Annotated in this window: 20 protein-coding genes and 2 pseudogenes; 11 read left to right on the plus strand and 11 right to left on the minus strand. The window is 59.5% G+C overall.

Going from position 1 to position 23517, the window contains the following annotated elements; all coding sequences use genetic code 11:
• Positions 1-59 precede the first annotated feature (59 nt).
• The 5 genes and pseudogenes from AC4LE2_RS00275 to AC4LE2_RS00295 all read right to left on the minus strand — a co-directional run.
• Positions 60-1268 (minus strand): annotated as a pseudogene (locus tag AC4LE2_RS00275) (cation:proton antiporter domain-containing protein); the annotation flags it as partial.
• A 96-nt stretch (positions 1269-1364) separates the two neighbouring features.
• Positions 1365-2072 carry a PA5502 family lipoprotein gene (locus AC4LE2_RS00280; protein WP_491823274.1) on the minus strand — a complete coding sequence of 236 codons (708 nt, stop codon included), beginning with the start codon at positions 2070-2072 and terminating at the stop codon, positions 1365-1367.
• Between the two features lie 117 nt (positions 2073-2189).
• Positions 2190-2975, minus strand: coding sequence for a zinc ABC transporter permease subunit ZnuB (znuB, locus tag AC4LE2_RS00285; protein ID WP_491828011.1), 786 nt, complete (start codon positions 2973-2975; stop codon positions 2190-2192).
• Positions 2968-3741 (minus strand): zinc ABC transporter ATP-binding protein ZnuC, encoded by a 774-nt coding sequence (gene znuC / locus AC4LE2_RS00290; protein ID WP_491823276.1) that lies wholly within the window; start codon positions 3739-3741, stop codon positions 2968-2970. The genes znuB and znuC overlap by 8 nt, the downstream gene beginning before the upstream one ends.
• A complete protein-coding gene (locus AC4LE2_RS00295) occupies positions 3741-4223 on the minus strand; it encodes a Fur family transcriptional regulator (protein ID WP_491823278.1) in 483 nt (160 codons plus the stop codon). The genes znuC and AC4LE2_RS00295 overlap by 1 nt, the downstream gene beginning before the upstream one ends.
• A gap of 65 nt (positions 4224-4288) precedes the next feature.
• Here AC4LE2_RS00295 and AC4LE2_RS00300 point away from each other — a divergent pair, with 65 nt between their 5' ends.
• Complete coding sequence (locus tag AC4LE2_RS00300) at positions 4289-5209, plus strand: zinc ABC transporter substrate-binding protein (protein ID WP_491823280.1); 921 nt, start codon at positions 4289-4291, stop codon at positions 5207-5209.
• Between the two features lie 9 nt (positions 5210-5218).
• Here the strand turns inward: AC4LE2_RS00300 and AC4LE2_RS00305 are convergent, their stop codons facing one another.
• Both AC4LE2_RS00305 and AC4LE2_RS00310 read right to left on the minus strand, forming a co-directional pair.
• The gene (locus AC4LE2_RS00305; RefSeq protein ID WP_491823281.1) at positions 5219-6169 is read right to left on the minus strand and encodes a homoserine kinase; all 951 of its coding nucleotides are present in this window, start codon (positions 6167-6169) and stop codon (positions 5219-5221) included.
• 60 nt (positions 6170-6229) lie between these two features.
• Positions 6230-6517 (minus strand): DUF2782 domain-containing protein, encoded by a 288-nt coding sequence (locus AC4LE2_RS00310; protein WP_491823282.1) that lies wholly within the window; start codon positions 6515-6517, stop codon positions 6230-6232.
• A gap of 85 nt (positions 6518-6602) precedes the next feature.
• On the opposite strand from AC4LE2_RS00310, the gene polA reads away from it, so the two are divergent.
• A complete protein-coding gene (gene polA / locus AC4LE2_RS00315) occupies positions 6603-9368 on the plus strand; it encodes a DNA polymerase I (RefSeq protein ID WP_491823283.1) in 2766 nt (921 codons plus the stop codon).
• A 225-nt stretch (positions 9369-9593) separates the two neighbouring features.
• Here polA and yihA read toward each other — a convergent pair whose 3' ends face one another.
• A complete protein-coding gene (yihA, locus tag AC4LE2_RS00320; RefSeq protein ID WP_491823284.1) occupies positions 9594-10232 on the minus strand; it encodes a ribosome biogenesis GTP-binding protein YihA/YsxC in 639 nt (212 codons plus the stop codon).
• 174 nt (positions 10233-10406) lie between these two features.
• Here yihA and AC4LE2_RS00325 point away from each other — a divergent pair, with 174 nt between their 5' ends.
• The 3 genes from AC4LE2_RS00325 to AC4LE2_RS00335 all read left to right on the plus strand — a co-directional run bounded on the left by AC4LE2_RS00325 (position 10407) and on the right by AC4LE2_RS00335 (position 14002).
• Positions 10407-11063: a thiol:disulfide interchange protein DsbA/DsbL gene (locus AC4LE2_RS00325; protein ID WP_491823285.1), complete on the plus strand. Its 657-nt coding sequence runs from the start codon at positions 10407-10409 to the stop codon at positions 11061-11063.
• An 85-nt stretch (positions 11064-11148) separates the two neighbouring features.
• Positions 11149-13188: a GGDEF domain-containing protein gene (locus AC4LE2_RS00330; protein ID WP_491823287.1), complete on the plus strand. Its 2040-nt coding sequence runs from the start codon at positions 11149-11151 to the stop codon at positions 13186-13188.
• Positions 13189-13219: 31 nt separating this feature from the next.
• Positions 13220-14002, plus strand: a complete 783-nt coding sequence (locus AC4LE2_RS00335; RefSeq protein WP_491823289.1) for an N-acetylmuramoyl-L-alanine amidase — start codon at positions 13220-13222, stop codon at positions 14000-14002.
• 9 nt (positions 14003-14011) lie between these two features.
• On the opposite strand, the gene AC4LE2_RS00340 is transcribed toward AC4LE2_RS00335, so the two are convergent.
• A complete protein-coding gene (locus tag AC4LE2_RS00340) occupies positions 14012-15784 on the minus strand; it encodes an ATP-binding protein (RefSeq protein ID WP_491823291.1) in 1773 nt (590 codons plus the stop codon).
• An 8-nt stretch (positions 15785-15792) separates the two neighbouring features.
• Positions 15793-17139, minus strand: coding sequence for a sigma-54-dependent response regulator transcription factor AlgB (gene algB, locus AC4LE2_RS00345; protein ID WP_491823293.1), 1347 nt, complete (start codon positions 17137-17139; stop codon positions 15793-15795).
• A gap of 115 nt (positions 17140-17254) precedes the next feature.
• On the opposite strand from algB, the gene AC4LE2_RS00350 reads away from it, so the two are divergent.
• The 6 genes and pseudogenes from AC4LE2_RS00350 to AC4LE2_RS00375 all read left to right on the plus strand — a co-directional run bounded on the left by AC4LE2_RS00350 (position 17255) and on the right by AC4LE2_RS00375 (position 22418).
• Positions 17255-18097 (plus strand): BON domain-containing protein, encoded by an 843-nt coding sequence (locus AC4LE2_RS00350; RefSeq protein WP_491823295.1) that lies wholly within the window; start codon positions 17255-17257, stop codon positions 18095-18097.
• Positions 18098-18290: 193 nt separating this feature from the next.
• A complete protein-coding gene (locus AC4LE2_RS00355) occupies positions 18291-18581 on the plus strand; it encodes a hypothetical protein (protein WP_491823297.1) in 291 nt (96 codons plus the stop codon).
• Positions 18582-18616: 35 nt separating this feature from the next.
• Positions 18617-18781: a DUF1328 domain-containing protein gene (locus AC4LE2_RS00360; protein ID WP_040260491.1), complete on the plus strand. Its 165-nt coding sequence runs from the start codon at positions 18617-18619 to the stop codon at positions 18779-18781.
• Between the two features lies 1 nt (position 18782).
• Positions 18783-19247 (plus strand): annotated as a pseudogene (locus AC4LE2_RS00365) (inhibitor of vertebrate lysozyme family protein).
• 522 nt (positions 19248-19769) lie between these two features.
• The gene (gltP, locus tag AC4LE2_RS00370; RefSeq protein ID WP_491823299.1) at positions 19770-21098 is read left to right on the plus strand and encodes a glutamate/aspartate:proton symporter GltP; all 1329 of its coding nucleotides are present in this window, start codon (positions 19770-19772) and stop codon (positions 21096-21098) included.
• Positions 21099-21188: 90 nt separating this feature from the next.
• Positions 21189-22418 carry a nucleoside recognition domain-containing protein gene (locus AC4LE2_RS00375; RefSeq protein ID WP_491823301.1) on the plus strand — a complete coding sequence of 410 codons (1230 nt, stop codon included), beginning with the start codon at positions 21189-21191 and terminating at the stop codon, positions 22416-22418.
• On the opposite strand, the gene AC4LE2_RS00380 is transcribed toward AC4LE2_RS00375, so the two are convergent.
• Complete coding sequence (locus AC4LE2_RS00380; protein WP_491828012.1) at positions 22400-23455, minus strand: DUF5924 family protein; 1056 nt, start codon at positions 23453-23455, stop codon at positions 22400-22402. The genes AC4LE2_RS00375 and AC4LE2_RS00380 overlap by 19 nt on opposite strands.
• Positions 23456-23517 lie beyond the last annotated feature (62 nt).

Here is a 23517-nt window from a genome sequence, read left to right on the forward strand (position 1 = left end):
GCCAAACCGCGCATTTTAGCCTGAGCGTGGCCCAGGCTTCAGCATTTCTTTGGCAGAGGTCAGGCTTTGCCGGCATTGAACTCGCGCACGTCGAGCTCGGCCAGCACTTCGCGCAGTACGTCGCCCCCTACCTGGCGGGCACGGTGTATGGCATACAGTTCCAAGCGTTGGGCTCTCAGGGCGACGATGCACAGGTATCGCTCCCAGGTATCGGCCTGCTCTGCCAGCGCCTGCGCTTCGGCAGAGTCTTCAAAGACATCCAGCAGGTGCCGGTATTCATTCATAACCCGCGCCTTGGCTTCGGTGGCCAAGGCCGCCTGGGTAGGTTCTGCATCCGTGGCCTGTCCTTCTGGCTGTAAGCCTTCCAGGGCCTTGATCGCCGCCTGAGCGGTACGCTTCCAGGCATCATGAAGTGCCTGGCGATGGCGATCATCTTCAGGGTGTACAACGCCCCGCAGCAACAGTGGCAACGCGATGCAGGCGGTGATCAACGACATCAGGATCACCCCGGCGGCGATAAACAGCATGGTCGTGCGTTCAGGGAATACCTGGTCGGGCGCCAGCATCAGCGGCACGGACATCACGCCTGCCAGGGTGACCGCACCGCGTACGCCGCCAATCGACAGCAGCCAGGCTGAGCGGGCGGTAGGGACCCGGCCAATGGCATGTTCGCCGCGCCATTCACGCAAACGCGCCAAGGCACGCCATGAGCCCTGCACCCAGGCGAAACGCAGCAGCACCAGCACGGCAAAGATGGCGACCACCTCGAACAGCCGCAACGGCAGCACCTCCCAAAGGCCTGTCTCACCGCTGATGGCGCGCACGATGCCGGGCAACTGAAGGCCCAGTAGCAAAAAGATCAGGCCGTTGAATGCGAACTCAAGTAAGCCCCAGACGCTGCGATTCAGCAGGCGCGTGCTGGTCTGGCGTGGCAGCAGGTCAACCCAGCTTTGCATCATGCCGGCTGCCACGGCGCCAAGAATGCCCGATACACCGATACGTTCAGCCAGCACGTAGGTTGCGAAGGGCAGCAATAGCATCAGCACCACGTGGGTAGCGGGGTCATCCCAGCCACGGGCGATCATCCAGCTACGGCCTCGACCTACCAGCCAACTGGCGACCACCCCGACAGCCAGGCCACCTACGGCGACCAGTACGAACGACAGGCTAGCCTCGGCAAGCGAAAAGTAACCTGTCATGGCGGCAGCCAGTGCGAACTTGGAGGTCACCAGGCCCGAGGCATCGTTCATCAGTGCCTCGCCTTGGAGAAACAGGCGGTGGAGGGTGACGTGTCAGGGTAACCCAACCCTGGACGGTTACCCTAACGAACGAAGGTCGCACCCCCGCCTGGCGCTACCGACCGTTTACGGTTTGGCCGGGCTCAGGATCACGATCGCGGGCTGGCGCTGTTCGATGCGGTGGCTGAGCTTCCACTGCAGGTTGGGCGCACGACGCGCCACCCGGCTGCGGATCAGGGCTTCGAGCCAGGGGATATCTGCTTGACGCGGGGCCTGTACCACGACGTCGCACTGATAATTGACGATGTCAGTGGTGATGTCATCCAGCTGCGCCCATAGCTGGTGCTGGTTTTGAGTGGCCAGGGTGACCGGGGTGCTGTTGGCGGTAGGGTCGATCAAGCGTGCCTGTGGCTTGGCTTCAGCCGCGCGTAATGCGGCCTCGGCTTTTTCCAGCTCGGCCTTGCGCGCTTGCGCAATTGCGCCATTGACACCACCCGTCAGTGCCGGTGCCTGAGGCATGAGCGCTCGCGCACGGGCCAGGGCCGTGGCGGCTGCATTCACATCACCTTTGAGCAGCACGATTTGACTGCGCTTGAGGTAGGCCTCGGCCAACAGGCGTTGTGAGGTTTCAAGGCTCGGGTCGTCGGGCGTTTGTGCCTGCAACGCGGCGAGTTGATCTTCAGCGGTGGCTAGCTCGTTGCTATCGATGCTTTGCTGCAGCCGCTCCAATGCGCTGGGCGGCGCCGGCGGCGTTTCTACCGGCGCGCTCTGGCAACCGACGAGCACCAGCGAAAACGCTGCGATCAATAAACAACGCGATGTGAAGGGCTGCATTGCGCCACTCTCTTTATGGGCAAAATCGAGCAAGTTTACACGGGGGACGGTCCGGGGAAAAAGCCCCCGTGGCTTAATGCCGATCACGGCCACACCCCTGCTGCTATGGTGGAACGCTCAAGCACGGCGGGGCAAGCCATAACTGAGTAAAAACAGTGCGCCAGCGCACACTACGATGGACGGGCCCGCAGGGGTGTCCTGGAACCACGACATTGCCAGGCCTGCGCAGACCGCTACTACACCCAGCACGCTGGCACCTAGCGCCATCTGTTCCGGCGAACGGGCGTGGCGCTGAGCGGCGGCGGCAGGAATGATCAACAACGAGGTAATAAGCAACACACCGACGATTTTCATCGCTACTGCGATCACGATGGCGATCAACAGCATCAAGGCCATGCGTAGCGATGCAACCGGCAGGCCTTCTACCCGTGCCAACTCTTCATGCACCGTGATGGCGATCAAAGGCCGCCACAGCAGGCCAAGCAGCACTAGCACGACAGCGCTGCCACCCAGTATCCAGGCAAGGTCTGGTACGCCTATCGCCAATAAGTCACCGAACAGGTAGCCCATCAAGTCAATGCGCACGTCACGCATGAAGCTCAGTACGACCAGGCCAAGGGACAAGGTCGTAGGCGCAAGGATGCCTAATAACGTATCGGAGGCCAGCGGTTGGCGCTGCTGTAGCGTGACCAGGATGACCGCCAGCAGCAGGCAACCTGCCGTAACGGCCAGGGTGGGGCTCACCTGCAAGGCCAGGCCAAGGGCAACGCCTAGCAAGGCCGCGTGTGACAAGGTATCGCCAAAATAGGCCATGCGACGCCAAACGACGAACGAACCCAGGGGCCCCGCGACCACTGCCAGGGCCAGGCCTGCAGCCAGCGCATAAACCAGAAAATCATCCATGGTTGCAGTGCGCCCCATGTGAGTGGCCGTGCCCGTCGACCACTTCGCCGTGAAGGGTATGGGCGTGATCGTGGTGGTGATGGTAGATCGCAAGGCCTGACGCATGCTCACCGAACAGCTCGATGAAGGCCGGGTCTCCGCTGACCTGCTCCGGGTGGCCCGAGCAGCATACGTGGCGGTTCAGGCACACCACGCGGTCGGTGGTGCTCATGACCAGGTGAAGGTCGTGGGAGACCATCAGCACCCCGCAGCCGTAGCGGTCTCGTAAGCGGTTGATCAAGCCATATAGCTCAGCCTGGCCGGCGACATCCACGCCTTGTACCGGCTCGTCCAGTACGAGCAACTGTGGCTCGCGAAGCAGGGCCCGGGCCAGCAGCACGCGTTGCATTTCGCCGCCGGAGATATGCTGTACCGGCTTGTCGATCACATGGGCGGCGCCCACCTCTGCAAGGGCCGACGCCGCACGGTCGCGGTTGATCCCCGGCAGCAGGCGCAGGAAGCGCAGCACAGACATAGGCAGTGTGGGCTCTACCTGAAGCTTTTGTGGCATATAGCCAATGCGTAGGCGCGGAAGGCGCCATACCGAACCGCTGGTGGGCTGTAGCAACCCTAGAACCGCGCGCACCAAGGTGGTTTTGCCAGCACCGTTAGGGCCGATCAACGTAACGATTTCACCGGGGCATACTTGGAGGTCGATGTGTTGCAGCGTGGCCTGGCCGTCGAATGCGACCGTTACGTGATTAAGCCGAATGAGTGCGTTGTCCATCAGGCCGCCTTGCAACTGGCGCACACACCCACCACCTCGACCGTTTGGGCCTCGACACTGAAGCCTACGGTAGCGGCGCCTTGATCGATGGCGTCGGTGATTGCGGGATGCTCCAGCTCGACAGCCACATGGCAGGTGCGGCAGATCAGAAACTGGCCTTGGTGGGCATGTTCAGGATGGACGCAGCCCATAAATGCATTGAGTGAGGCAATCCGGTGGACAAGGCCGTTCTCCAACAGAAAGTCCAGGGCACGGTATACCGTGGGCGGTGCGGCCCGGCGGCCGTCCTGTTCGCTGAGTACCGCCAGGATGTCGTAGGCACCCAGTGGTTTATGGCTTTGCCAGACCAGCTCGAGCACGCGGCGGCGTAGCGCGGTTAGCCGTAGGCCCTTCTGCGCACATAGCGTGTCGGCCTCAGTCAGGGCCGCATGGACGCAATGGGCATGGTCATGAGGGCGGTTGGCCAGCGGTGTAGTGAACATAGGCAGGACGCACTAGAGTGGAGACGTTATTATGTTACCCCTTTCTATCGCTTAAGGTGCCTACCGTGTCTCGGCTTTTTTTATGGAGTGTCTGTTGCGCCTTTGGGTTGGCGTTTAGCCCCTGGGCCACTGCCCAGCTGAACGTCTTGACCAGCATAAAGCCGCTGCAATTGATCGCCGCCGCTGTTCAGGACGGTACAGGCACCCCCGATGTGTTGCTACCGCCAGGGGTGTCGCCTCACCACTATGCGCTGCGCCCTTCCGAGGCCCGTCGACTGGGTGATGCCGATGTGCTGTATTGGATCGGCCCTGACCTGGAAACTTTCCTGCAGCGCCCTCTGACCCTGCGCAAAGGGCCAAGCGTTGCGGTGCAGACGTTGCCAGGGTTGCACCTGCGGCATTTTACCGAGGAAGGGCACGGCCACGATGAGGATGCCGACGAGCATGATCATGAGCACCGCCCAGGCGCGCTGGATGCTCACCTGTGGCTAGACCCTGCCAATGCTCGGGTCATTGCGAAAAAAATGGCGGCGGACTTTACCCAGGTAGACCCTGCGAACGCACAGCGCTACGCTCAGAACCTGGCCAGCTTCAGCCAGCGCCTTGACCAGCTCGATGCTCGTCTGCGGGAGCGTCTGGCGAACGTCGCGGGCAAGCCGTTCTTTGTATTTCATGAAGGGTTCGACTACTTCGAGCAGGCGTATGGCCTGAAACACCGGGGTGTGTTTACCGTCGGCGGTGAAGTACAGCCGGGCGCGGCGCATGTGTCGGACATGCGCGCGCGCCTCAGCGAGGCCGGCAGCAGTTGCATATTCAGTGAGCCTCCAGCACGCCCTCGACTGGCGGAAACCCTCACCGCGGGGCTGCCAGTACGCCTGGCTGAGCTGGATGCCCTGGGCGGCTTCGACCAGCCAGGCCCTCAGGGCTACGAGAAACTGTTGGAGCGGTTGGGTAATAACCTGGCAGGGTGCCTCGAACAGCTGTAACACCTGCCGTCAAAGGGCGATAGGCAACGCCAGGTTGATGGCTTGACGGTGCGCCAGGCGCCGTTCGAAATCCGCAGGGTCGTGGATCAACACGTCGCGGCCGGCGAAGGACTGTGCAGCGATCAACCGAGATAGCCAGAACCGCACGCAGGCAACGCGCAGCAATACAGGCCAAAGCTGCGCCTCGGCGGCGGTAAAGCGGCGCAGGCGTGCATACCCGGCCAACAGGGCGTTTGCCAGCGCAGGCTGAAGCCGGCCATCGGCGCTGGAGCACCAGTCGTTCAGGCTGATGGCAATGTCATAGAGCATCGGGCCGGCGCTGGCATTGTAGAAGTCGATGACGCCTGTCAGGTGTGCCCCTTCGAACATGGCGTTGTCCCTGAACAGATCGCCATGAAGGTTGGCCATGGGAAGCGCCAGAATGGCCTCGCGGTGCTGGCGGATTTCCTCCAGGGCGCCATTGAGCAGCCGTGCCGCCTGTGGCGACAGGCCTGGCGCAAGGCGCGCCCCTTCATGCAGCATCCACGTCATGCCCCGGTCGGTGCGGCGATGCAGAATGCGTTCGCGGGTTGCCAGGTGCAGGTGGGCCAGGAACGCACCCACTTCTTCGCACTGATGGGCATTGGGCACGCTGATGTGCTTGCCTGCCAGCCTGGGCTGAAGCAAGGCCGGCTTGCCCGCCAGCTCGCGCAGCGCAACGCCGTCTTTGCCCGGTATCGCAAAGGGAACGGGCAACTGCGCCTGATGCAAGACCTCCAGTAATTCCACGAAGAAAGGCAGGTCCTGGGTAGGGCCACGCTCTACCAGCGTCAGTACGTACTGACCGCTTTGCAGGTTAACGAAGAAGTTGCTGTTTTCGGTGCCGGCAGCGATGCCTTGGAAACCTTGTAATGACCCTAGGCCATAGGCTTCCAGAAAGGTTTCGAGTTGCGGGCGCGACAGCGGGGTGAACACGGACATGATCGATCAGGCCTGAGACGGCCCCTGGGCAGGGGCCAGATTAAAATGAGCGGCGTGAGTCTACCACTTGAAGATTTCCCATTGGGGAATGAGCATGTCGGGTTGGTCGGAGCGAATGAAGTTGGGGCTGGTCCCGTCCGCACGGACCAGGAAATAGGGCTTGCCGTGCTTGGGCGTTACCTTGACGGCATAAAGGAAGCCGTTCTGACGGTACTCCTGAATCGCCTTGTCGCCCTCCTGGCGGATCGTGACGTCTGGGTCTGCTGACGGGGCCTCGTCTGCCGCCAGGGCGAGTAGCGGGCTGGTCAGTAAGATCCCGGTCAGCATCAGGCGTTTGAGCGAGCGCATGATAACCTTGTCCTTTTGTGGTCCATTGAACCGGCAGTTTAACAGGCCCGTTAATGCGGCCCCGTCCAAAAGGTTGATTTCGCTCATGAGCCAAGCGCCCCTCGTCCTCGTAGACGGTTCGTCCTACCTCTACCGCGCCTTCCACGCCCTGCCCCCATTGACCACCTCCAAGGGCTTGCCGACAGGGGCCGTGAAAGGGGTGCTTAACATGCTGCGAAGCCTGCGTCGACAGTACGCTGAAAGCCCCTTTGCAGTGGTCTTCGATGCCAAAGGCGGGACCTTCCGTGACGACATGTTCGCGGAATATAAAGCCAACCGCCCGAAGATGCCTGATGACCTGCGCGTACAGGTCGAGCCGCTTCACGCCGCCGTATTGGCCAGCGGTTATCCGCTGCTGTGCGTAGAGGGAGTAGAAGCCGATGATGTGATCGGCACTCTGGCGCGTATCAGTGCCAGCCAGGGCCGGCCCGTGGTGATCTCCACAGGCGATAAAGACATGGCTCAATTGGTGGATGAACACATCACCCTGGTCAACACCATGACAGGGACCGTACTGGACATACCCGGCGTGCGCGAGAAGTTCGGTGTCGGGCCGGAACACATCATTGATTACCTGGCGCTGATGGGCGACAAGGTCGATAACATTCCAGGCGTGCCTGGGGTGGGCGAGAAAACGGCGCAAGGCTTGCTGCTGGGAATCGGCGGCAGCCTGGCAGACGTGTATGCAAACTTGGACAAGGTGCCTGCCTTGCCTATCAGGGGTGCAAAGTCATTGCCCGCCAAGCTGGAAGAGCACCGGCAAATGGCGTTCCTGTCGTACGAATTGGCGACTATAAAAACTGACGTCGTACTGGATGTGGCCGTAGATCAGCTCATGTGTGGCGAGCCTGATCGAGAAATGCTCATGGCGTTGTATTCGGAACTTGAGTTCAAGAACTGGCTGGAAGAGCTCAAGCGCGAAGCGCCGGCCTTAGCGCTGCCAGGTACGGCGTCGCCTGTGGACGTACCCACCGTAGAGCCCGTCTACACGCTTGTTCTCGAAGAGGCCCAGTTCGAGCAATGGCTGGAAAAGCTGCGCACGGCCGACCTGTTTGCCTTCGACACGGAAACCACAGGCCTGGATGCCCAGACGGCTGAACTGGTGGGCCTGTCGTTCGCCGTGCAACCGCATGAAGCTGCCTATATCCCCCTGACCCACGCTTACATGGGCGTACCGCGCCAGCTTGATCGGGACACGGTACTGCGGGCGCTGAAGCCTCTGCTGGAAGACCCTAAAAAGCGTAAGGTGGCACAGCACGCCAAGTACGACATCAACATCCTGGCCAACTGCGCCATTGGCGGCGACCTGGATGAAGGCATCACGGTACGCGGCCTTGCCTTCGACACTATGCTTGAATCCTACGTACTGGATTCCACCGCCACCCGCCATGACATGGACAGCCTGGCTGCTAAATACCTGAACCACCAGACCATTTTGTTCACCGATGTGGCAGGTAAAGGCGCCAAACAGGTGACATTCGACCAAGTGCCCTTGGACAAGGCCGGCCCCTATGCGGCGGAAGACGCTGACGTGACCTTGCGCCTGCACCATGCGTTCCTGCCGCAGCTTGCGGCGGTACCCAGCGTGGAGCGTGTACTGCATGAGATCGAGATACCGCTGGTGCCGGTGCTGGCGCGCATGGAGCGCAACGGTGCCCTGGTAGACGCCCAACTGCTGGGCATCCAGAGCGGTGAGCTTGGCGAGAAGCTGCTTACCCTGGAGCAAGAGGCCTATGCCATTGCGGGTGAGACATTCAACTTGGGTTCGCCCAAGCAATTGGGCGTGATCCTGTACGACAAGCTGGGCTTGCCCGTGCTGAGTAAAACTGCAAAGGGCCAAGCCTCCACGGCTGAAGCGGTTTTGGCAGAACTGGCGGAGCAGGACTATTCGTTGCCCAAGGTGCTGATGCAATACCGCTCGTTGAGCAAGCTAAAAAGCACCTACACTGACAAACTTCCCGAACAGATCAACCCGCGCACGGGGCGTATTCATACCTCCTATCAGCAGGCAGTGGCGGCCACCGGGCGGCTGTCCTCCAGCGACCCGAACTTGCAGAACATTCCTATCCGTACTGCAGAAGGCCGGCGTATCCGTCAGGCATTCGTCCCGGCGCCAGGCTACAAGCTGGTGGCTGCCGACTATTCACAGATCGAGCTGCGCATCATGGCCCACCTGGCCCGTGACGAAGGTTTGCTGCATGCATTCCAGAACAATCTCGATGTACACCGCGCCACGGCGGCTGAGGTGTTTGGTGTCGCCTTGGAGGCGGTAACCAATGACCAGCGGCGCAGCGCCAAAGCCATTAACTTCGGCTTGATCTATGGCATGAGTGCCTTTGGCCTGGCGAAACAGATCGGCGTAGACCGCAAGCAGGCCCAGGATTACATCGACCGCTACTTCACGCGCTATCCGGGTGTATTGGGCTACATGGAGCGTACCCGCGCTCAAGCGGCGGAACAGGGGTTCGTCGAGACGTTGTTTGGCCGTCGGCTGTACGTTCCTGACATCAATGCCAAAAACCCCGCGTTGCGCCGCGGTGCAGAGCGCACCGCCATCAACGCGCCTATGCAGGGCACTGCGGCGGACATCGTCAAGCGCGCCATGGTAGCTGTGGATGATTGGCTGATCACCAGTGGCCTGGATGCCCGGATGATTCTCCAGGTACACGATGAACTCGTGCTCGAGGTACGTGAGGACCTGGTAGAGCAGGTGCGTGTGGACATCCAGCCGTACATGGCCGCTGCCGCACAATTGGACGTGCCATTGCTGGTGGAAGTGGGTGTAGGCGACAACTGGGACGAGGCGCACTGACGCCCTGCTCCGTTGAGAGGGATTTGCATTCACGCGGAACTAAAGGTGTGAATTCCGGCTCTGAGGCAATGAAGGGCGGTTGATGCCTTTCAATGCTCCTATGTTGTGTTAAGTGTTGGCAAATATCCGGCCTGCGTGAGCGGCCCGGAACTTGAACCCCGAACTTCCTTCTCCCCATTCGAAGTCCGGGGTTTTTTTTGCCCAGACGTTACCGGGCTCGTGTACCTAGGCAGCGGGTGCATCGTCTTCCAGCAGGCCTAGCCAACCCGCCAGCACCACATAAGCGTCATCCAGGCCTGTACGCTTGGGTGCGGAAAACAACTGCGCAGTCACGCTGGTGCCCCACCCCTTACGGATCTCGGTCTGCACCTTGAGCAGGGTGTTCTTGGCCGCGCCATAGGTGAGTTTGTCTGCCTTTGTGAGCAGGATATGCATGGGCATACCGCTGGCTACCGACCAATCGAGCATCATTTTGTCGAAGTCCGTCATGGGGTGGCGCACGTCCATCAACAGAATGATCCCCTTCAGGCTTTCACGGCTGCCCAGATAGGCCTCCAGGTGTTTCTGCCAGTGCTGCTTGAGGGGAATAGGCACCTTGGCATACCCATAACCGGGCAGGTCTACCAGGCGGCGGTGCTCATCCAGGCTGAAGAAGTTAAGCAACTGGGTACGCCCAGGCGTTTTGGAGGTGCGTGCCAGGCTGGCGTGCGTCAGCGTATTCAACGCGCTCGACTTGCCAGCGTTGGAGCGCCCAGCGAAAGCGACTTCAAAACCCTGGTCGTCGGGGCATTGGTCGACCTTGGCGGCGCTGAGCATGAAGGAAGCTTGCTGGCAAAGGCCCAGCACGGGGTTTTTAAACGACATTGGAATCCTGAAGGCGCGAACGGCATGGCACGATAAGGGGCAGTATATCGTTTAGGGCGCGCTTATGTCGTTGCGTGCGACAGTCGCTTAGTTACAACTACGAACGCATTGTTACTTGCCTTGCTGGCCCTAGCCATGTATTCAGGGCCATCCCCAAATGCCCAGGAGTTAAGCATGCGTAATTTGTTCATCGGCGCGGTAATGGCGCTGGCCAGCCTGTTCGGTGTCGCCGCCCACGCGGATGAGGCCCAGGCAGGCACCATCGAAGCAGGTAAACAGTACACCGTGCTGGAAAGCCCTGTTCCTGTAGCCGAGCCCGGCAAGATCGAGGTCGTAGAGCTGTTCTGGTACGGCTGCCCACATTGCTACGCCTTCGAGCCGACCATTAACCCATGGGTTGAAAAGCTGCCGGCAGACGTTCACTTCGTGCGCATCCCTGCCATGTTTGGCGGCATTTGGGACGTGCATGGCCAGATGTTCGTAACCCTTGAAGTTATGGGCGTGGAGCATAAGGTGCATACGGCCGTGTTCGAGGCTATTCACAAGCAACACAAGATGTTCAAGACACCTGAGGAAATGGCTGATTTCGTAGCCACCCAGGGCGTGGATAAGGCCAAGTTCCTGGAAACCTATAAGTCCTTCGCGGTGGAAGGCAAGGTTGTCAAATACAAGAAGCTGGCCACCGATTATGGCGTAACGGGCGTGCCTACCATGATCGTCAACGGTAAATACCGCTTCGACCTCGGCTCGTCGGGTGGCCCTGAAGAAACCTTGAAAGTGGCCGATATGCTGATCGAGAAAGAGCGTGCGGCCCAGGGCGCCGGCCAATAATCCCCTCCGTGTGATCTTTCCCGCACCCCTGCCTGCCAGGGGTGCGCGAACCCTCTGAATACCTGCGCGCCGGCCTCGTTTGCTTATGACCGATGATGCCCAGCGCTGGAAAGAAAAATACCTGCAAAGCATAGAAGATCAGGAAAAGCTCGAGCGTCGCTGGAGCGCCCGATTCGATCTGCTGCGCCTTGGGCTGGTACGTAGCACCCTGGCTGCCGAAGGCGTTGATACTGCGGTGGACGCCTGCATGAAGGAAATGCGCGAAGTCGTGCGCGCCGACAACATGGATGCAGCCCTGGCCAACCTTATTCCGCGCCTCGAAAAAACCGTGCTGGCGTCGGAGCAGCGGCGAGAGGCGCGACAGGCCCAGATAGGCAGTGCCTTTGCGACTCTGGTCAGCCAATTGCAAGCATTGCCCTTGCCCAGAGCCGCTGCCAAGCCATTGAAGAAATTCGCCGGCGGCTTGGACAAACGCCTCGATCAGGCACGTGAGCTGCCCTTGTTACTTGATGAGCTCAGCGCGTTGCAAGGCGATGCCTTTGCTGCGCTGGATACTGCATTGGAGCCCTCCCGGCCGGGGTTGTTGGAGCGCTGGTTCAAGCCCAGAGACATCGCTTTGGCTGAACCTCCCACTGCCCCTGACGCGCCAGAAGCGCTGCCGCGTGAGGCTGATTCGGTAGAGCACGCAGCCCCTTGCGCCGATCTCCCTGCGCACACTGCACCGTTACCGGAGAGCGTAACGCCAGAGGCTCGGGCCGAGGCGCCACAGACAGTTAGGGTTGCCCAGCCCCCGGCGCCCGTTATCGAGGTAGTAGTGCAGGTGCCGCCCGAAGCAATAGCCGCGCCTGAAGCAACGGCGCCTGTAGCTGCCCCCCTGGTGGCCGTCGACGCAGAACAGGAAGCCACACCGCTACCCTGCCCCCTACACCCTGCGGCCGTGCTGGATATCTTGCCGTTGCCTCAGGCACTCGCCCAGAGCCTGGCAGTGTCTGTCGAGCAGGTGAGTGCTGAGGCCGGTTTCGCTCTGCCTGCAAACCAGGAACCTACCTACAGCTCGGTTGCCGCGCATATCGAAAGCACATTGCTGAGCATGCTTGATGATCTGGTGTTGCCTCAACGGCTACTCGAAAAAGCAGAGTCCATGCGCTTGCGGCTGACGCGCGGCCTCAACTGGTACGAGCTGCTGCCTTTGCTGGACGACCTGGCGGTAATGGTGCTGGCCATCAATGACAGCGGCCAACAGCAATTGCAGAGTTACCTTCATGACATCAACGAGCGCCTGACCGGGTTCCAAGAGCAGTTGCACCAGGCAAGCCAGGGCCAGGCGTCTCACCAGGATGAAGCGCGGCAATTGGACAGTGAACTGCGCGAACAGGTGGGTGGGCTCCACCAGAGCGTAGCGGCGGTGGAAGACGCGGACGGCCTCAAGCGCCTGGTGGAGTCTCGGCTTGATGGGCTATTGGGGTCCATGGACAACCACCGTCGTCGGCGTGAAGCCCGTGAGGAAGAAGTAGCGGAGCGTATGCGAGGGTTATCCGAGCGAGTCGCGAACATGGAGCGTGAGGCCGAAGCTTACCAGGGCGTACTGGAGGCGCAGCGCCAGAAAGCCTTGCTTGATCCACTTACCGGGCTGCCTAACCGGGCCGGCTGGAATGAGCGGCTCGATGCCTTGGCCATGCAGCGCAAGGTCGATGAAGCACCTATCCATGTCGCGATCATGGACCTGGATCACTTCAAGGCTGTCAATGACAACTACGGCCACCTGGCAGGGGACCGCGTACTCAAGATCGTTGCTGATCAGCTGCGCCGGCAATTGCGTGAGGGAGACTTCCTTGCGCGCTTCGGTGGTGAGGAGTTCGTTGCCCTGCTCCCCAGCGCAGACTTTGCCGTAGCCCAAGGTGTGTTGGAGCAGATGCGACACGCCATCGAAGCGTGCCCATTCCATTTCAAGGGCATGCGTATCGTGGTCACGGTGTCGATTGGGATAGCGGCGTTGGGGTCAAAGGAACCGGTCGAAATGGCGCTCAAGCGTGCAGATCAGGCCTTGTACCGTGCCAAGCACACGGGCCGTAACCGTATCGAAGGTACACAGGCAATGGATTTAACACCTGGCCATGTAGACTAACGTCTTTGCCTCCCTGCCCCGACGACTGCCTATGAACGTGCAAACCTATGCCTGGCTCGCGCTGGCCTTGCTTTTGACAGGCTGTTCCAATGACCTGCGTATCGATGACAGCCACCCTACCGCCAACTACGACAGCCGCGTCCAATTCGTGGTGCTTCACTACACGGCCGCGCCCCTTGAACGCTCCCTGGCCTTGCTTACCCATGGAGAAGTCAGTGCCCATTATCTGGTAGGGGACGGCCCTGCGACCGTGTACCGACTTGCGGATGAGCGCTACCGCACCTGGCATGCCGGTGAAAGCGAGTGGGATGGCCGCACTTGGCTCAACTCCAGCTCCATCGGCATCGAAATCGTCAACCCCGGTTACCGTGATACCCCAACGGGTCGTGTGTGGTACCCGTACAGCGAGGCTCAGGTGAAGGCTGTGCTGGCGCTGCTCAAGGACATCAGCACGCGTTACCGGATCGACCCGCGTTATATCGTTGGGCACAGCGATATTGCTCCTCTGCGCAAGCTCGACCCTGGCCCGCTCTTTCCATGGCAGCGGCTTGCCGAAGCGGGCTTTGGGCGATGGCCCGACGTAGCAGCGGTCAAGCGAGCACAGCAGGCGTCTGAGTTAAACCCACCTGCTATCAGTTGGTACCAAGATGCGTTGGCAAAGGTAGGGTATTCGATCGTCCGTAGTGGCGAATTGGACGTCACCACGCGTCGTGTATTGGCTGCGTTCCAGATGCACTATCGCCCAGCGCGCTTTGATGGTGAGCCTGATGCCGAAACCGCCGCGTTGCTGAACGTATTGGCCCATACACACTAAGGCTGCGAGTTACACCGGCAGAGCCATATAGAACTGCGTGCCCTGCCCAGGCCTGGAGTACACGCCCATACGGCCGCCGTGCAATTGCACAATCTCCTTGCACAGCGCCAGCCCTAAACCTGCGCCGCCTTTCTTGCGGCCAACCTGGACAAACGGCTCGAAGATACGCCCCTGCTGCCCATAGGCAATGCCTTCACCGTTGTCCTCGACGCTGATGATTACCCGTTCGGCGTGACGCCGAGCCTGCAGCCGTATGTGGCCGTTGTGGGGCGTATGGCGCAGTGCATTATCGATCAGGTTGTCCAGCACCCGTTCCAGTTGAGCCTCGTCGGCATGCAGCCGTGGCAGATTATCGGCCAGTTCGAGGGTCAGTTCGGTGCCTTGTTCCATTGCGGCATTCTGGAACCGAGCGCGGGCGCTGTTCAACAGTTCGTCGATATCACAGGGCGCCAGTACCAGCTTTTGCAAGCCGCTTTGGTAGCGAGAAAAATTCAGCAGGTCGTTGATCAGCTGCATCAACCGCTGCATTTCCTCGTTTACGGTCTTGAGCAGATCGGCCTCCCGGGTATGGGATTCAAACCGCACCCGCTCCTGCAATAGGCCGAAGGCCATGTGCATGCCAGTGACCGGCGTACGCAACTCATGTGAGGCCCTTAGCACAAACTCGCTTCGAACCCGCTCGAACGCTCGCTGCTCAGTGACGTCATGCAGCACCATGACGGCGCCGAGGATTTCTCCCTGAACGTGAATTACAGGGGTCAGGCTGTAGGCCAACAGGCGCGTCTCGCCGTCGATCTCGAAGCTCAGGTCCTCGGGCGCACGCTCCAGAGTGCCCCCACGCAGTACGGTCTGGAGTTCGGCATCGAGGTCGGTACGGCCCAGCGCGGCGCCAAGCCCCTGCCCCTTGCGATCACTGTCCCAGCCCAGCTGCCGTTGCGCCACCGGATTAAGGTGCTCAAGGAGGCCCTCCCGGTCCATCATCAACAAGCCGTCATCGATGCTGTCGAGCACGGCCTGCATGCGCTGCTGGCTCGCAATCAGTTCATTGACGTTTGTGGCCTGATGAGAACGAAGTGCCTGCGCCATGCTGGCGAAGCTCTGACTGAGGTGGTTCATTTCAGTGGCGGCTGATACGGGCAAGTTCACCTCGTAACGGCCCTGGCTGATTTCATCTGCAGCCCTGGACAGGGCTTCGATGGGCTCCCCAAACCTGCGCGCGATCCGGTGTGCCGTGACGAAGCCTACGCACAGCACGCCCAGGCCCACTAGCCCTAACAGCGCAGAAACCAGCACTGCCTGGTTATGAGAGGCTTCTTCGCTAGCCGCTATTTCGATCAGGGCGGTTTTGTAATCATCGAGCAAATCGTTACGTACCGCGTTGAACGCAGTGCTTAGGGTGTCGTCAGCACGGGGATCATTGCGGGTACGGAGTACCTCCGTCAGGCGATCCCTGAAGGCCTGATAGTGCTCGGCTAATAAATCAAAACGTTGTTGCTGCTCGGCCGTTGCGCCTGCTCGGGCTTGCTCCAATGCCTGCTCGAACGCAAGCTGGGATTCAGCCATGACCCTTGGGTTGGGTAATTCGGCCCAGACCATCGCGAGCTGATCGCCCAGCGACTGGCGTAGCTTGAGCCCGTTTTCCAAGGTATGAAAGCCACCACGCAGCAGTGCCTGTTGGCTGGACGCCATGTGCATGATGCTGACCAGCCCGAGTACCAGCCCCAGCAAGGCCACCGTGATCAAGGCAGAAATGCTCAGGAACAGCCGTGTGCGCAGTTTCATCCAGTACGTCACAGGTTGTATTGCTTACGTTTGCGATACAGCGTGGAGGCGTCTATTCCAAGTGTCCTGGCTGCCTGATCGAGGGTATCGCTATTGGCCAATACGGCCCCGATGTGGGCTTTTTCCAGCTCGTCCAGGCTCAGCGCGGCGCCTACTCGCGGGGCATTATTCACAGGCTGCTCGGCCATGCCCAAATGATTTACATCGACGCGCTCCTGCGGGCAAATGATGCTTGCTCGTTCGATCACGTTGCGCAACTCGCGAATATTGCCTGGCCAGCGGTAGTTCAAGAGCGCAGAGCGTGCCTCTTCGCTAAAAGTGCGCGCAGGCCGGGCGTACTCCTTGACGAAGCGGGCAAGGAAACGGTCTGCCAGCATCAGGATGTCCTCGCTGCGCTCGCGCAGTGGCGGCAGGTGCAACGTGATCACGTTTAGCCGGTATAACAGGTCTTCACGGAACCGACCGTCCCTGACCATATCTTCGAGGTTCAGGTTCGTGGCCGCCAAGATGCGCACATCGGCACGGCGGGTCACCGGGTCGCCTACGCGCTCGTATTCCTTATCCTGGATGAAGCGCAGCAGTTTAGGCTGGAGCGCCAGGGGGAAGTCACCGATCTCATCAAGGAACAGGGTGCCGCCGTCTGCCTGATTGACACGGCCCAAGGTACTTTCGCTGGCACCGGTGAAGGCACCACGGCTGTGGCCGAACAGCTCGCTTTCCATCAAATCCGCTGAGAGCGACGGGCAGTTAATAGTTACACAGGCCTTTTTGGCGCGTTTGCTCCAGCCGTGTATGGCGCGAGCCAGCTCGCCCTTGCCTGTCCCGGATTCGCCAAGAATCAAAATGTTCGCGTCGGTATTAGCCACCTGGCGGGCGGTCTCAAGCACCACCATCATGGCCGGGCTATGTGAGTCCAGGCCGTCCTTAGGCTTACGGATTTGCCCTTCGAGCGCTTCGAGCCGCTGGGATAGCTGGCGCACTTCCAGTTGCTTGGCCGTGGCCAGGCGCAGCTGGTCCGGGCTACACGGCTTGACCAGGTAATCTGCTGCCCCTGCCTGAATCGCATCCACCGCAGTGTCCACTGCCGAGTGCGCGGTGACGATGACGACGCGCATCCAGGGGGCAAGCATGCGCATCTGCGCCAAAACGTCGAGGCCGTTGTCTTCGCCGAGCCGCAGGTCTAGAAAGCAGAGGTCGAACACCTGCCGTTGTAACAGCGCTTCGGCCTGGGCCGCGCTGCTCGCCGTGGCTACGCTGTAGCCTTCGTCTTCGAGGCAATAGCGGAAGGTGCGAAGGATGGCAGCTTCATCATCAACCAGCAAAATACGGCCTTGATGATCCGCACCAGATTCCATTTCCTACGCTCCTGTAAAAAAGATCTTCTCTTAGTCCGAGAATTATCGGGCAAGTTGCAAGGTCAATTCTGAATGATTTTACTGCCCGTAGGGTAGCGCTAGCTGCGGAGTAATGATGAGTAGACTGACCCAGACACTGAATACATCGACGTTTGCGCTGCTGGTGTGCGGTGTTGCCTATAGCCACATAGGATTTGCCCAGGCCGACGCATTGGCGGATGCACGTCATGAAGGCGCAGCTTCGATGGCCTTCGTGCTTAACGGCCGGTTAGGCAACGCTCCGATTACAATCGAGGCACGGGGTAACCGGCTAACGTTGTCGGGCGCCGTGGAAACCAACGAAGACAAAGCATTGGCGACACATATCGCTCAAGCGGTAAGCGGCGCCAGTACGATTGATAACCAACTCACACTGGACCCCAGCTTGGGTGAACGGCCTGCCGTAAAGACGCCGCAGCAGATCCAACTGGATGACTACACGCTCGCGGCAATGATCGGCGGACGTTTGGCCTGGAACACAGACACTGCAACGTCACCTATTGAAGTGAGCGTGCAAGGCGGTGTGGTGACCCTCAAGGGGCAGGCGGCGACGGCTGACGCGAAAGAGTGGGCCGGTATGTTGGCCACTGACACACAGGGCGCGATCGTGGTGAACAACCTCATTAGCCTGCGTGCCGCTGATACGGGCACTACCCATGCTCAAGTCAAGGCCAGAGGCGTGGACCCGGCAGTCAGTGATGCCTGGATCGCCAACAAGGTCGCTATCAGCTTCCAAAACGATCGCAACCTCGATGCGTCCCGGGTGGATATCAAAGTACGGGAAGGGATGGTGACTATGTCGGGAGACGTTACCAGTGCTGCGCATAAAAGGCAGGCCATGGAAGTGGCTCGCAGGTTACGCGGGGTACGTGGTGTGGATGCAGATTTGTTGAAGGTTACAGCCCCAATACAGCCCTGAATAACAGCCATCGTGCAAAACGCCCGAGAGCAGCGGAGGCATCGTGCAGGTTGCTCGTTATCAGCTGCTAAATATCACGTGCAAACCCGCGAAATATAAGACTTTTCCTACAATTTAAAACCTGGCATGGCCTCTGCAATAACCCCTTCATAGCGCATCCTTGTCGATGCCATCCGTTTTGAAGGGGGTGAACATGAAACAGGCCAATCAACGCAGCGCAGCGATCTCTTTCATGGCTGCAAACCCTGTTCGCCAGGGCCTATTTGCGACGTTGGCACTGATGTTCACCCTTCTTGGCACACAGCAATACAACTACTGGACACAGCCGGCAGAGCCGCTCATCCACACGATGCGCGCCATGCAGGCACCGGTAATGAATGCCGTTAGTGCCTCTGCTGTACAGGCAAACCAGGCCAATCGCCTGCAACCTGTGGAAGAGAGTGACCAGTTCCACCGGCCAACTGAAACTCACTGGGTATTCTGATGGTCAACCGCACCACACTATAAAGGAGTATCACCATGCTGAGTTGGGCCATTACCTTCCTGATCATCGCAATCATCGCTGCTGTATTGGGCTTCGGCGGCATCGCCGGTACGGCTGCAGGTATCGCCAAGATCCTGTTCGTTATCTTCCTGGTGCTGTTCGTGGTGTCGTTCTTCTTCGGCCGCCGTGGGCGCCCGTGACGTGAAAGGTGTCTTCGCAAACCTGGTAATAGCGGCTGCCTTGGCGGTCGCTATTCCGGCTTTTGCTGATAATGATGGGCAGAGCCGTGTCAGTAACTTGATTGCAACAGATACCCAGTAACGTAAGGCATGGCAGAACGCCGTGAGGAAAGAGGAACGTTTGCCCGAGTGGATTTTAAACCTCTCCGGCGCTTCTTCACCTATGACCACCGTCACGGAAGACGGCAACAAATACTTGGTTGGGCAGGCGTGTGAGAAAGCCGATGATTGCCTGCACAACCGCGTGATCGTAGCGTTCAGTTGGGATAAATCCCACGACTATGTGTTGTGGGCAAGGGTCCCAAGTGCGTTACCGGAAGGTAAAGACCCTTCTACGCATGCGGACTATCGCTGGCTGGGTAATCCAAGTGAAGGGTTGCAAACGATGTTAAGGGAGCAACTGAAAAACGACCCTAAGTGGTATTGAGCCTAGGGTGTTGAAGTTCCCCCGCTGCACGGCCTGAAGAAGGCTATGCATGACCAGGGGGCTGGGATGTTCTAGCGATAGCGCTGGAGTGACCTAGGGGTACATGGAGTGCCCCCGCAAGAGCCGGGTCAGGTAAAAAGCCTCGCTGCAAGCCAGCGCCCTTCAAGGGCAAACGTTTGCAGCGGGGCTTTTTTGTGGCCGCTCGTCGCTGATCCCGTGGTGATTTATCTGCCGCCAGGCGTTCGGTAATCCGAACGTTGTATTCGGCAACCCGTGGCGATGCCTTAAAGTAGCTCGGTTTTTGTTCGGTATGCCGAATCTGTAACGCAAGCCTTGTGCAAGCGCTTAATTCAGGCATAGTTTCCATGCCGAAACGGCATGACATAGGCGTATCAGGCATTAGACGCTAGGCATTTACCCCCTAATAGTCCCCCGCTTGCTGCTGTGGTTAATCCCCCGGCTGCGCCCATCGGCATGTGACAACTCACATGGCCTCGATGAACCTGACTCAAGAGCTAAATAATGACAAAGCCAAAACTCAGCCTTGCGTGGCAAATTCTTATTGGGCTGGTACTGGGTATTGCGCTCGGTGCTGTCCTCAATCATATGGGTAGTGAAAAAACGTGGTGGATTACCAACGTGCTGCAGCCGGCCGGCGATATCTTCATCCGGTTGATCAAGATGATCGTGGTGCCCATTGTCATTTCCTCCCTGATTGTGGGGATTGCGGGCGTAGGTGACGCCAAGAAGCTGGGGCGCATTGGTTTAAAAACGATCCTGTACTTCGAAGTGGTCACGACCATCGCCATCCTTGTAGGGTTGGTGCTGGCTAACCTTGTACATCCGGGCAGTGGTATCGACATGAGTACGTTGGGGACTGTGGATATCTCCCAATACCAGAAAACTACCGCCGAGGTGCAGCATGACCATGCTTTGGTAGCCACGCTGCTGAACCTGATCCCGTCGAACATTTTTGCCGCTGTGGCCCGTGGCGAGATGCTTCCTATCATCTTTTTCTCGGTCATGTTCGGCTTGGGCCTCTCCGGCCTCCCCTCAGAGACCCGTGAGCCGCTGGTACGTACCTTCCAAGGTATTTCAGAGACCATGTTCAAGGTCACGGCAATGATCATGAATTACGCCCCAATCGGCGTATTCGCATTGATTGCCGTGACCGTGGCCAACTTTGGTTTCGCGTCTTTGTTACCGCTGGCTAAGCTGGTGGTACTGGTGTATGCCGCTATCCTGTTCTTTGCCTTGGGTGTTCTGGGGCTGATTGCCAAGGTGTTTGGGTTCTCAGTGCTCAAGCTGATCCGCGTCTTCAAAGATGAGCTGATACTGGCGTACTCCACTGCTAGCTCCGAGACCGTGCTGCCACGCGTCATCGAAAAGATGGAGGCCTATGGTGCGCCTAAGGCCATCAGCAGCTTCGTCGTGCCGACCGGCTACTCGTTCAACCTGGACGGTTCTACCCTTTACCAGAGTATTGCCGCGCTGTTCATCGCCCAGCTGTATGGGATCGATATGCCTATCAGCCAGCAGATTCTGTTAGTGCTCACGTTGATGGTGACCTCAAAGGGCATTGCAGGCGTGCCAGGGGTGTCGTTCGTAGTGCTGCTGGCGACCTTGGGCAGTGTGGGTATACCGCTGGAAGGCCTGGCCTTTATTGCCGGTGTGGACCGCATCATGGACATGGCCCGCACGGCGCTCAACGTAATCGGTAACGCGTTGGCAGTGCTGGTCATCTCGCGCTGGGAAGGTATGTACGACGATGCAAAGGGTGCCCGCTATTGGAACAGCTTGCCCCATTGGCGCAGTGGGCATACCCAAGGCGAGCCCTTGACGCGTCGGTAAATCCTCGCAAGGCCAGGTTAACCACCTGGCCGTAGCCGCCTCTGCGTTCGCCGACTATGATGCCGGCATTCCAACGTGCAGGGGGTTGCAATGCTAAACGGGCTTTGGCTTGGCTTTTTTCTGGTTGCGGCGGTAGCCGGCCTGGCCCAGTGGCTAATTGCGGGCAATAGCGCAGTGTTCGCTGCCATGGTCGAAGCCATCTTCAACATGGCCAAGCTCTCCGTAGACGTCATGGTGTTGCTGTTCGGCACGCTTACCCTGTGGTTGGGCTTTCTACGCATTGCCGAGAAAGCCGGCATCGTGGATTGGTTCGCGCGCTTGCTAGGCCCGCTGTTTGCGCGCCTGATGCCTGACGTACCCCGCCGCCATCCGGCGCTTGGCCTGATTACCATGAACTTTGCAGCCAACGCGTTAGGGCTGGATAACGCCGCTACCCCTATTGGCTTGAAAGCCATGCGTGTGTTGCAGGAATTGAACCCTTCACCGGCCATTGCCAGCAATGCCCAGATTCTCTTTCTGGTGCTCAATGCCTCGTCCCTGACGTTGCTACCGGTCACGATCTTTATGTACCGCGCCCAGCAAGGCGCGCCGGACCCCACCATGGTGTTCCTGCCCATATTACTGGCCACCAGCGCGTCAAGCCTCGTGGGCCTACTGTCAGTGGCCTTCATGCAGCGGCTGCGGATCTGGGACCCTGTGGTACTCGCCTATTTACTGCCAGGCGCGCTCGTACTAGGTGGGTTCATGGCTTTCCTGGCAGGGCTGTCAGCCACGGCGGTGGCTAGCCTGTCCTCGCTGTTGGGTAACCTCACCCTCTTCGGGCTCATCGTGATGTTCCTGGTCATTGGCGCACTGCGCCGGGTGGCGGTCTATGAGGCCTTCGTGGAAGGCGCTAAAGAAGGCTTTGACGTGGCCAAGGGCTTGCTACCTTACTTGGTCGCCATGCTGTGTGCCGTGGGCGTACTGCGCGCCTCGGGCGCCTTGGACCTGGTGCTGGAGGGTATCCGCCAAGCTGTCCAATGGGCGGGGCTCGATGCCCGCTTCGTGGATGCGCTGCCTACTGCACTGGTGAAGCCGTTCTCAGGCAGCGCTGCCCGCGCAATGTTGATCGAAACCATGCAGAACAAAGGCGTGGACAGCTTCCCGGCCTTGGTGGCGGCGACCATTCAAGGCAGTACTGAAACCACCTTCTATGTACTGGCGGTGTACTTTGGCGCAGTTGGTATCCAGCGGGCCCGCCATGCCGTGGGCTGTGCATTGTTGGCGGAGCTTGCAGGCGTAGTCAGTGCTATTGCTGTGTGCTACTGGTTCTTCGCCTGAGCCTCGGCGCTGGCAGCTGGCCCGCTATTGGCCGTGATGGTAAAGCGTAGGGCGCCGATGATCTGGCCGTCTTCGGTCTCTACGCGCACTTTCCAATGGCCTGCAGGGTTGGGTGGGAAGTTTTGCTTGCGGGTCCAGGCCCGGTAGCCTTCCTTGCGCCCGCCATGAATGTCCAGCGCAATGCGGTCAACTTCGTTGCCGTTGAACTCCCATACGTGGAATATCCGCTCGTCCAGCCCACGGGGCGCATTGATAGCCGTGTAGGCGAACACCCCGCCTTGAGCCTGGCTCACGCTTAGCTGGTCAAGGCTGGCCCCCGGAGATCGGGTTTTATCGTCCAGTGTTAGGGTAATCGCGTCTTCGGTGATCCAGAGCGTAGCGGGTGGCACCCAGGTGCGCAGTACCCAACCAGCCCCTCCGATCGCTAGTGTAAGCACCAGCAGCCCTACGCCCCTGCGCCACTCCTTTAACGGCACGCTTGCGGCCAGGCTTGGGAAGGACAACACCATGGCAACTACCAGAGCAATCTTGAAGGTCTCGGCCGTGGTGAGGTGCAGGATGATGGGCATGGCCGTTAGCATCGCTGCAAACAGCGTAAAGGTGTGCAGAGTCAGGTACAGCCAGCGCCGCGGCGCCACCCAGTGGTAGTACAGAGGGTCTACGATCGAGACCAGCCCGGCGACTGTCAGCAGGCCTGTGAAGACGAGCTGGCCACTGTTCCAAGTAGTGGTGACGTAAAAGAACGGCAGCACGAAGAACAGGCTTTCCTGGTGGATCATTTGTGTTGCGTAGCGCATCAGTGGAGCAGGAATTTCCCGCTTGAAAAAACGGCTGAATAACCGGTTGAAGCTGTTTTCCAGCATCAGCCAGACCCAGGTCACCAATAGCAGGATAGCGATAGGTGTGGCTAGGCTGGCTTGTCGGTCTACCAACACAAAACTGCCTAGGCCGGAAAAAAAGCCGAAGGCCGCCACGACGCCAGGGTAGCGCTTGATCAGGGCAATGATGGTTAGGACAAGGGGTGGCAGCGACTTCATGGTAGGCGGCATGGGCAGGTCCAAGGTGGAAAGGATAGCGGCTTCAAGTGCAGGTCACGTGC

It is taken from the genome of Pseudomonas sp. 9.3L (assembly GCF_058536285.1).

What these genes read in the sequence shown, in the direction of transcription:
- AC4LE2_RS00280 (WP_491823274.1), bottom strand. Translation starts at nt 2,072, where the DNA reads ATGCAGCCCTTCACATCGCGTTGTTTATTGATCGCAGCGTTTTCGCTG.
- znuB (WP_491828011.1), bottom strand. Translation starts at nt 2,975, where the DNA reads ATGGATGATTTTCTGGTTTATGCGCTGGCTGCAGGCCTGGCCCTGGCA.
- znuC (WP_491823276.1), bottom strand. Translation starts at nt 3,741, where the DNA reads ATGGACAACGCACTCATTCGGCTTAATCACGTAACGGTCGCATTCGAC.
- AC4LE2_RS00295 (WP_491823278.1), bottom strand. Translation starts at nt 4,223, where the DNA reads ATGTTCACTACACCGCTGGCCAACCGCCCTCATGACCATGCCCATTGC.
- AC4LE2_RS00305 (WP_491823281.1), bottom strand. Translation starts at nt 6,169, where the DNA reads ATGTCCGTGTTCACCCCGCTGTCGCGCCCGCAACTCGAAACCTTTCTG.
- AC4LE2_RS00310 (WP_491823282.1), bottom strand. Translation starts at nt 6,517, where the DNA reads ATGCGCTCGCTCAAACGCCTGATGCTGACCGGGATCTTACTGACCAGC.
- polA (WP_491823283.1), top strand. Translation starts at nt 6,603, where the DNA reads ATGAGCCAAGCGCCCCTCGTCCTCGTAGACGGTTCGTCCTACCTCTAC.
- yihA (WP_491823284.1), bottom strand. Translation starts at nt 10,232, where the DNA reads ATGTCGTTTAAAAACCCCGTGCTGGGCCTTTGCCAGCAAGCTTCCTTC.
- AC4LE2_RS00325 (WP_491823285.1), top strand. Translation starts at nt 10,407, where the DNA reads ATGCGTAATTTGTTCATCGGCGCGGTAATGGCGCTGGCCAGCCTGTTC.
- AC4LE2_RS00330 (WP_491823287.1), top strand. Translation starts at nt 11,149, where the DNA reads ATGACCGATGATGCCCAGCGCTGGAAAGAAAAATACCTGCAAAGCATA.
- AC4LE2_RS00335 (WP_491823289.1), top strand. Translation starts at nt 13,220, where the DNA reads ATGAACGTGCAAACCTATGCCTGGCTCGCGCTGGCCTTGCTTTTGACA.
- AC4LE2_RS00340 (WP_491823291.1), bottom strand. Translation starts at nt 15,784, where the DNA reads ATGAAACTGCGCACACGGCTGTTCCTGAGCATTTCTGCCTTGATCACG.
- algB (WP_491823293.1), bottom strand. Translation starts at nt 17,139, where the DNA reads ATGGAATCTGGTGCGGATCATCAAGGCCGTATTTTGCTGGTTGATGAT.
- AC4LE2_RS00350 (WP_491823295.1), top strand. Translation starts at nt 17,255, where the DNA reads ATGAGTAGACTGACCCAGACACTGAATACATCGACGTTTGCGCTGCTG.
- AC4LE2_RS00355 (WP_491823297.1), top strand. Translation starts at nt 18,291, where the DNA reads ATGAAACAGGCCAATCAACGCAGCGCAGCGATCTCTTTCATGGCTGCA.
- AC4LE2_RS00360 (WP_040260491.1), top strand. Translation starts at nt 18,617, where the DNA reads ATGCTGAGTTGGGCCATTACCTTCCTGATCATCGCAATCATCGCTGCT.
- gltP (WP_491823299.1), top strand. Translation starts at nt 19,770, where the DNA reads ATGACAAAGCCAAAACTCAGCCTTGCGTGGCAAATTCTTATTGGGCTG.
- AC4LE2_RS00375 (WP_491823301.1), top strand. Translation starts at nt 21,189, where the DNA reads ATGCTAAACGGGCTTTGGCTTGGCTTTTTTCTGGTTGCGGCGGTAGCC.
- AC4LE2_RS00380 (WP_491828012.1), bottom strand. Translation starts at nt 23,455, where the DNA reads ATGAAGTCGCTGCCACCCCTTGTCCTAACCATCATTGCCCTGATCAAG.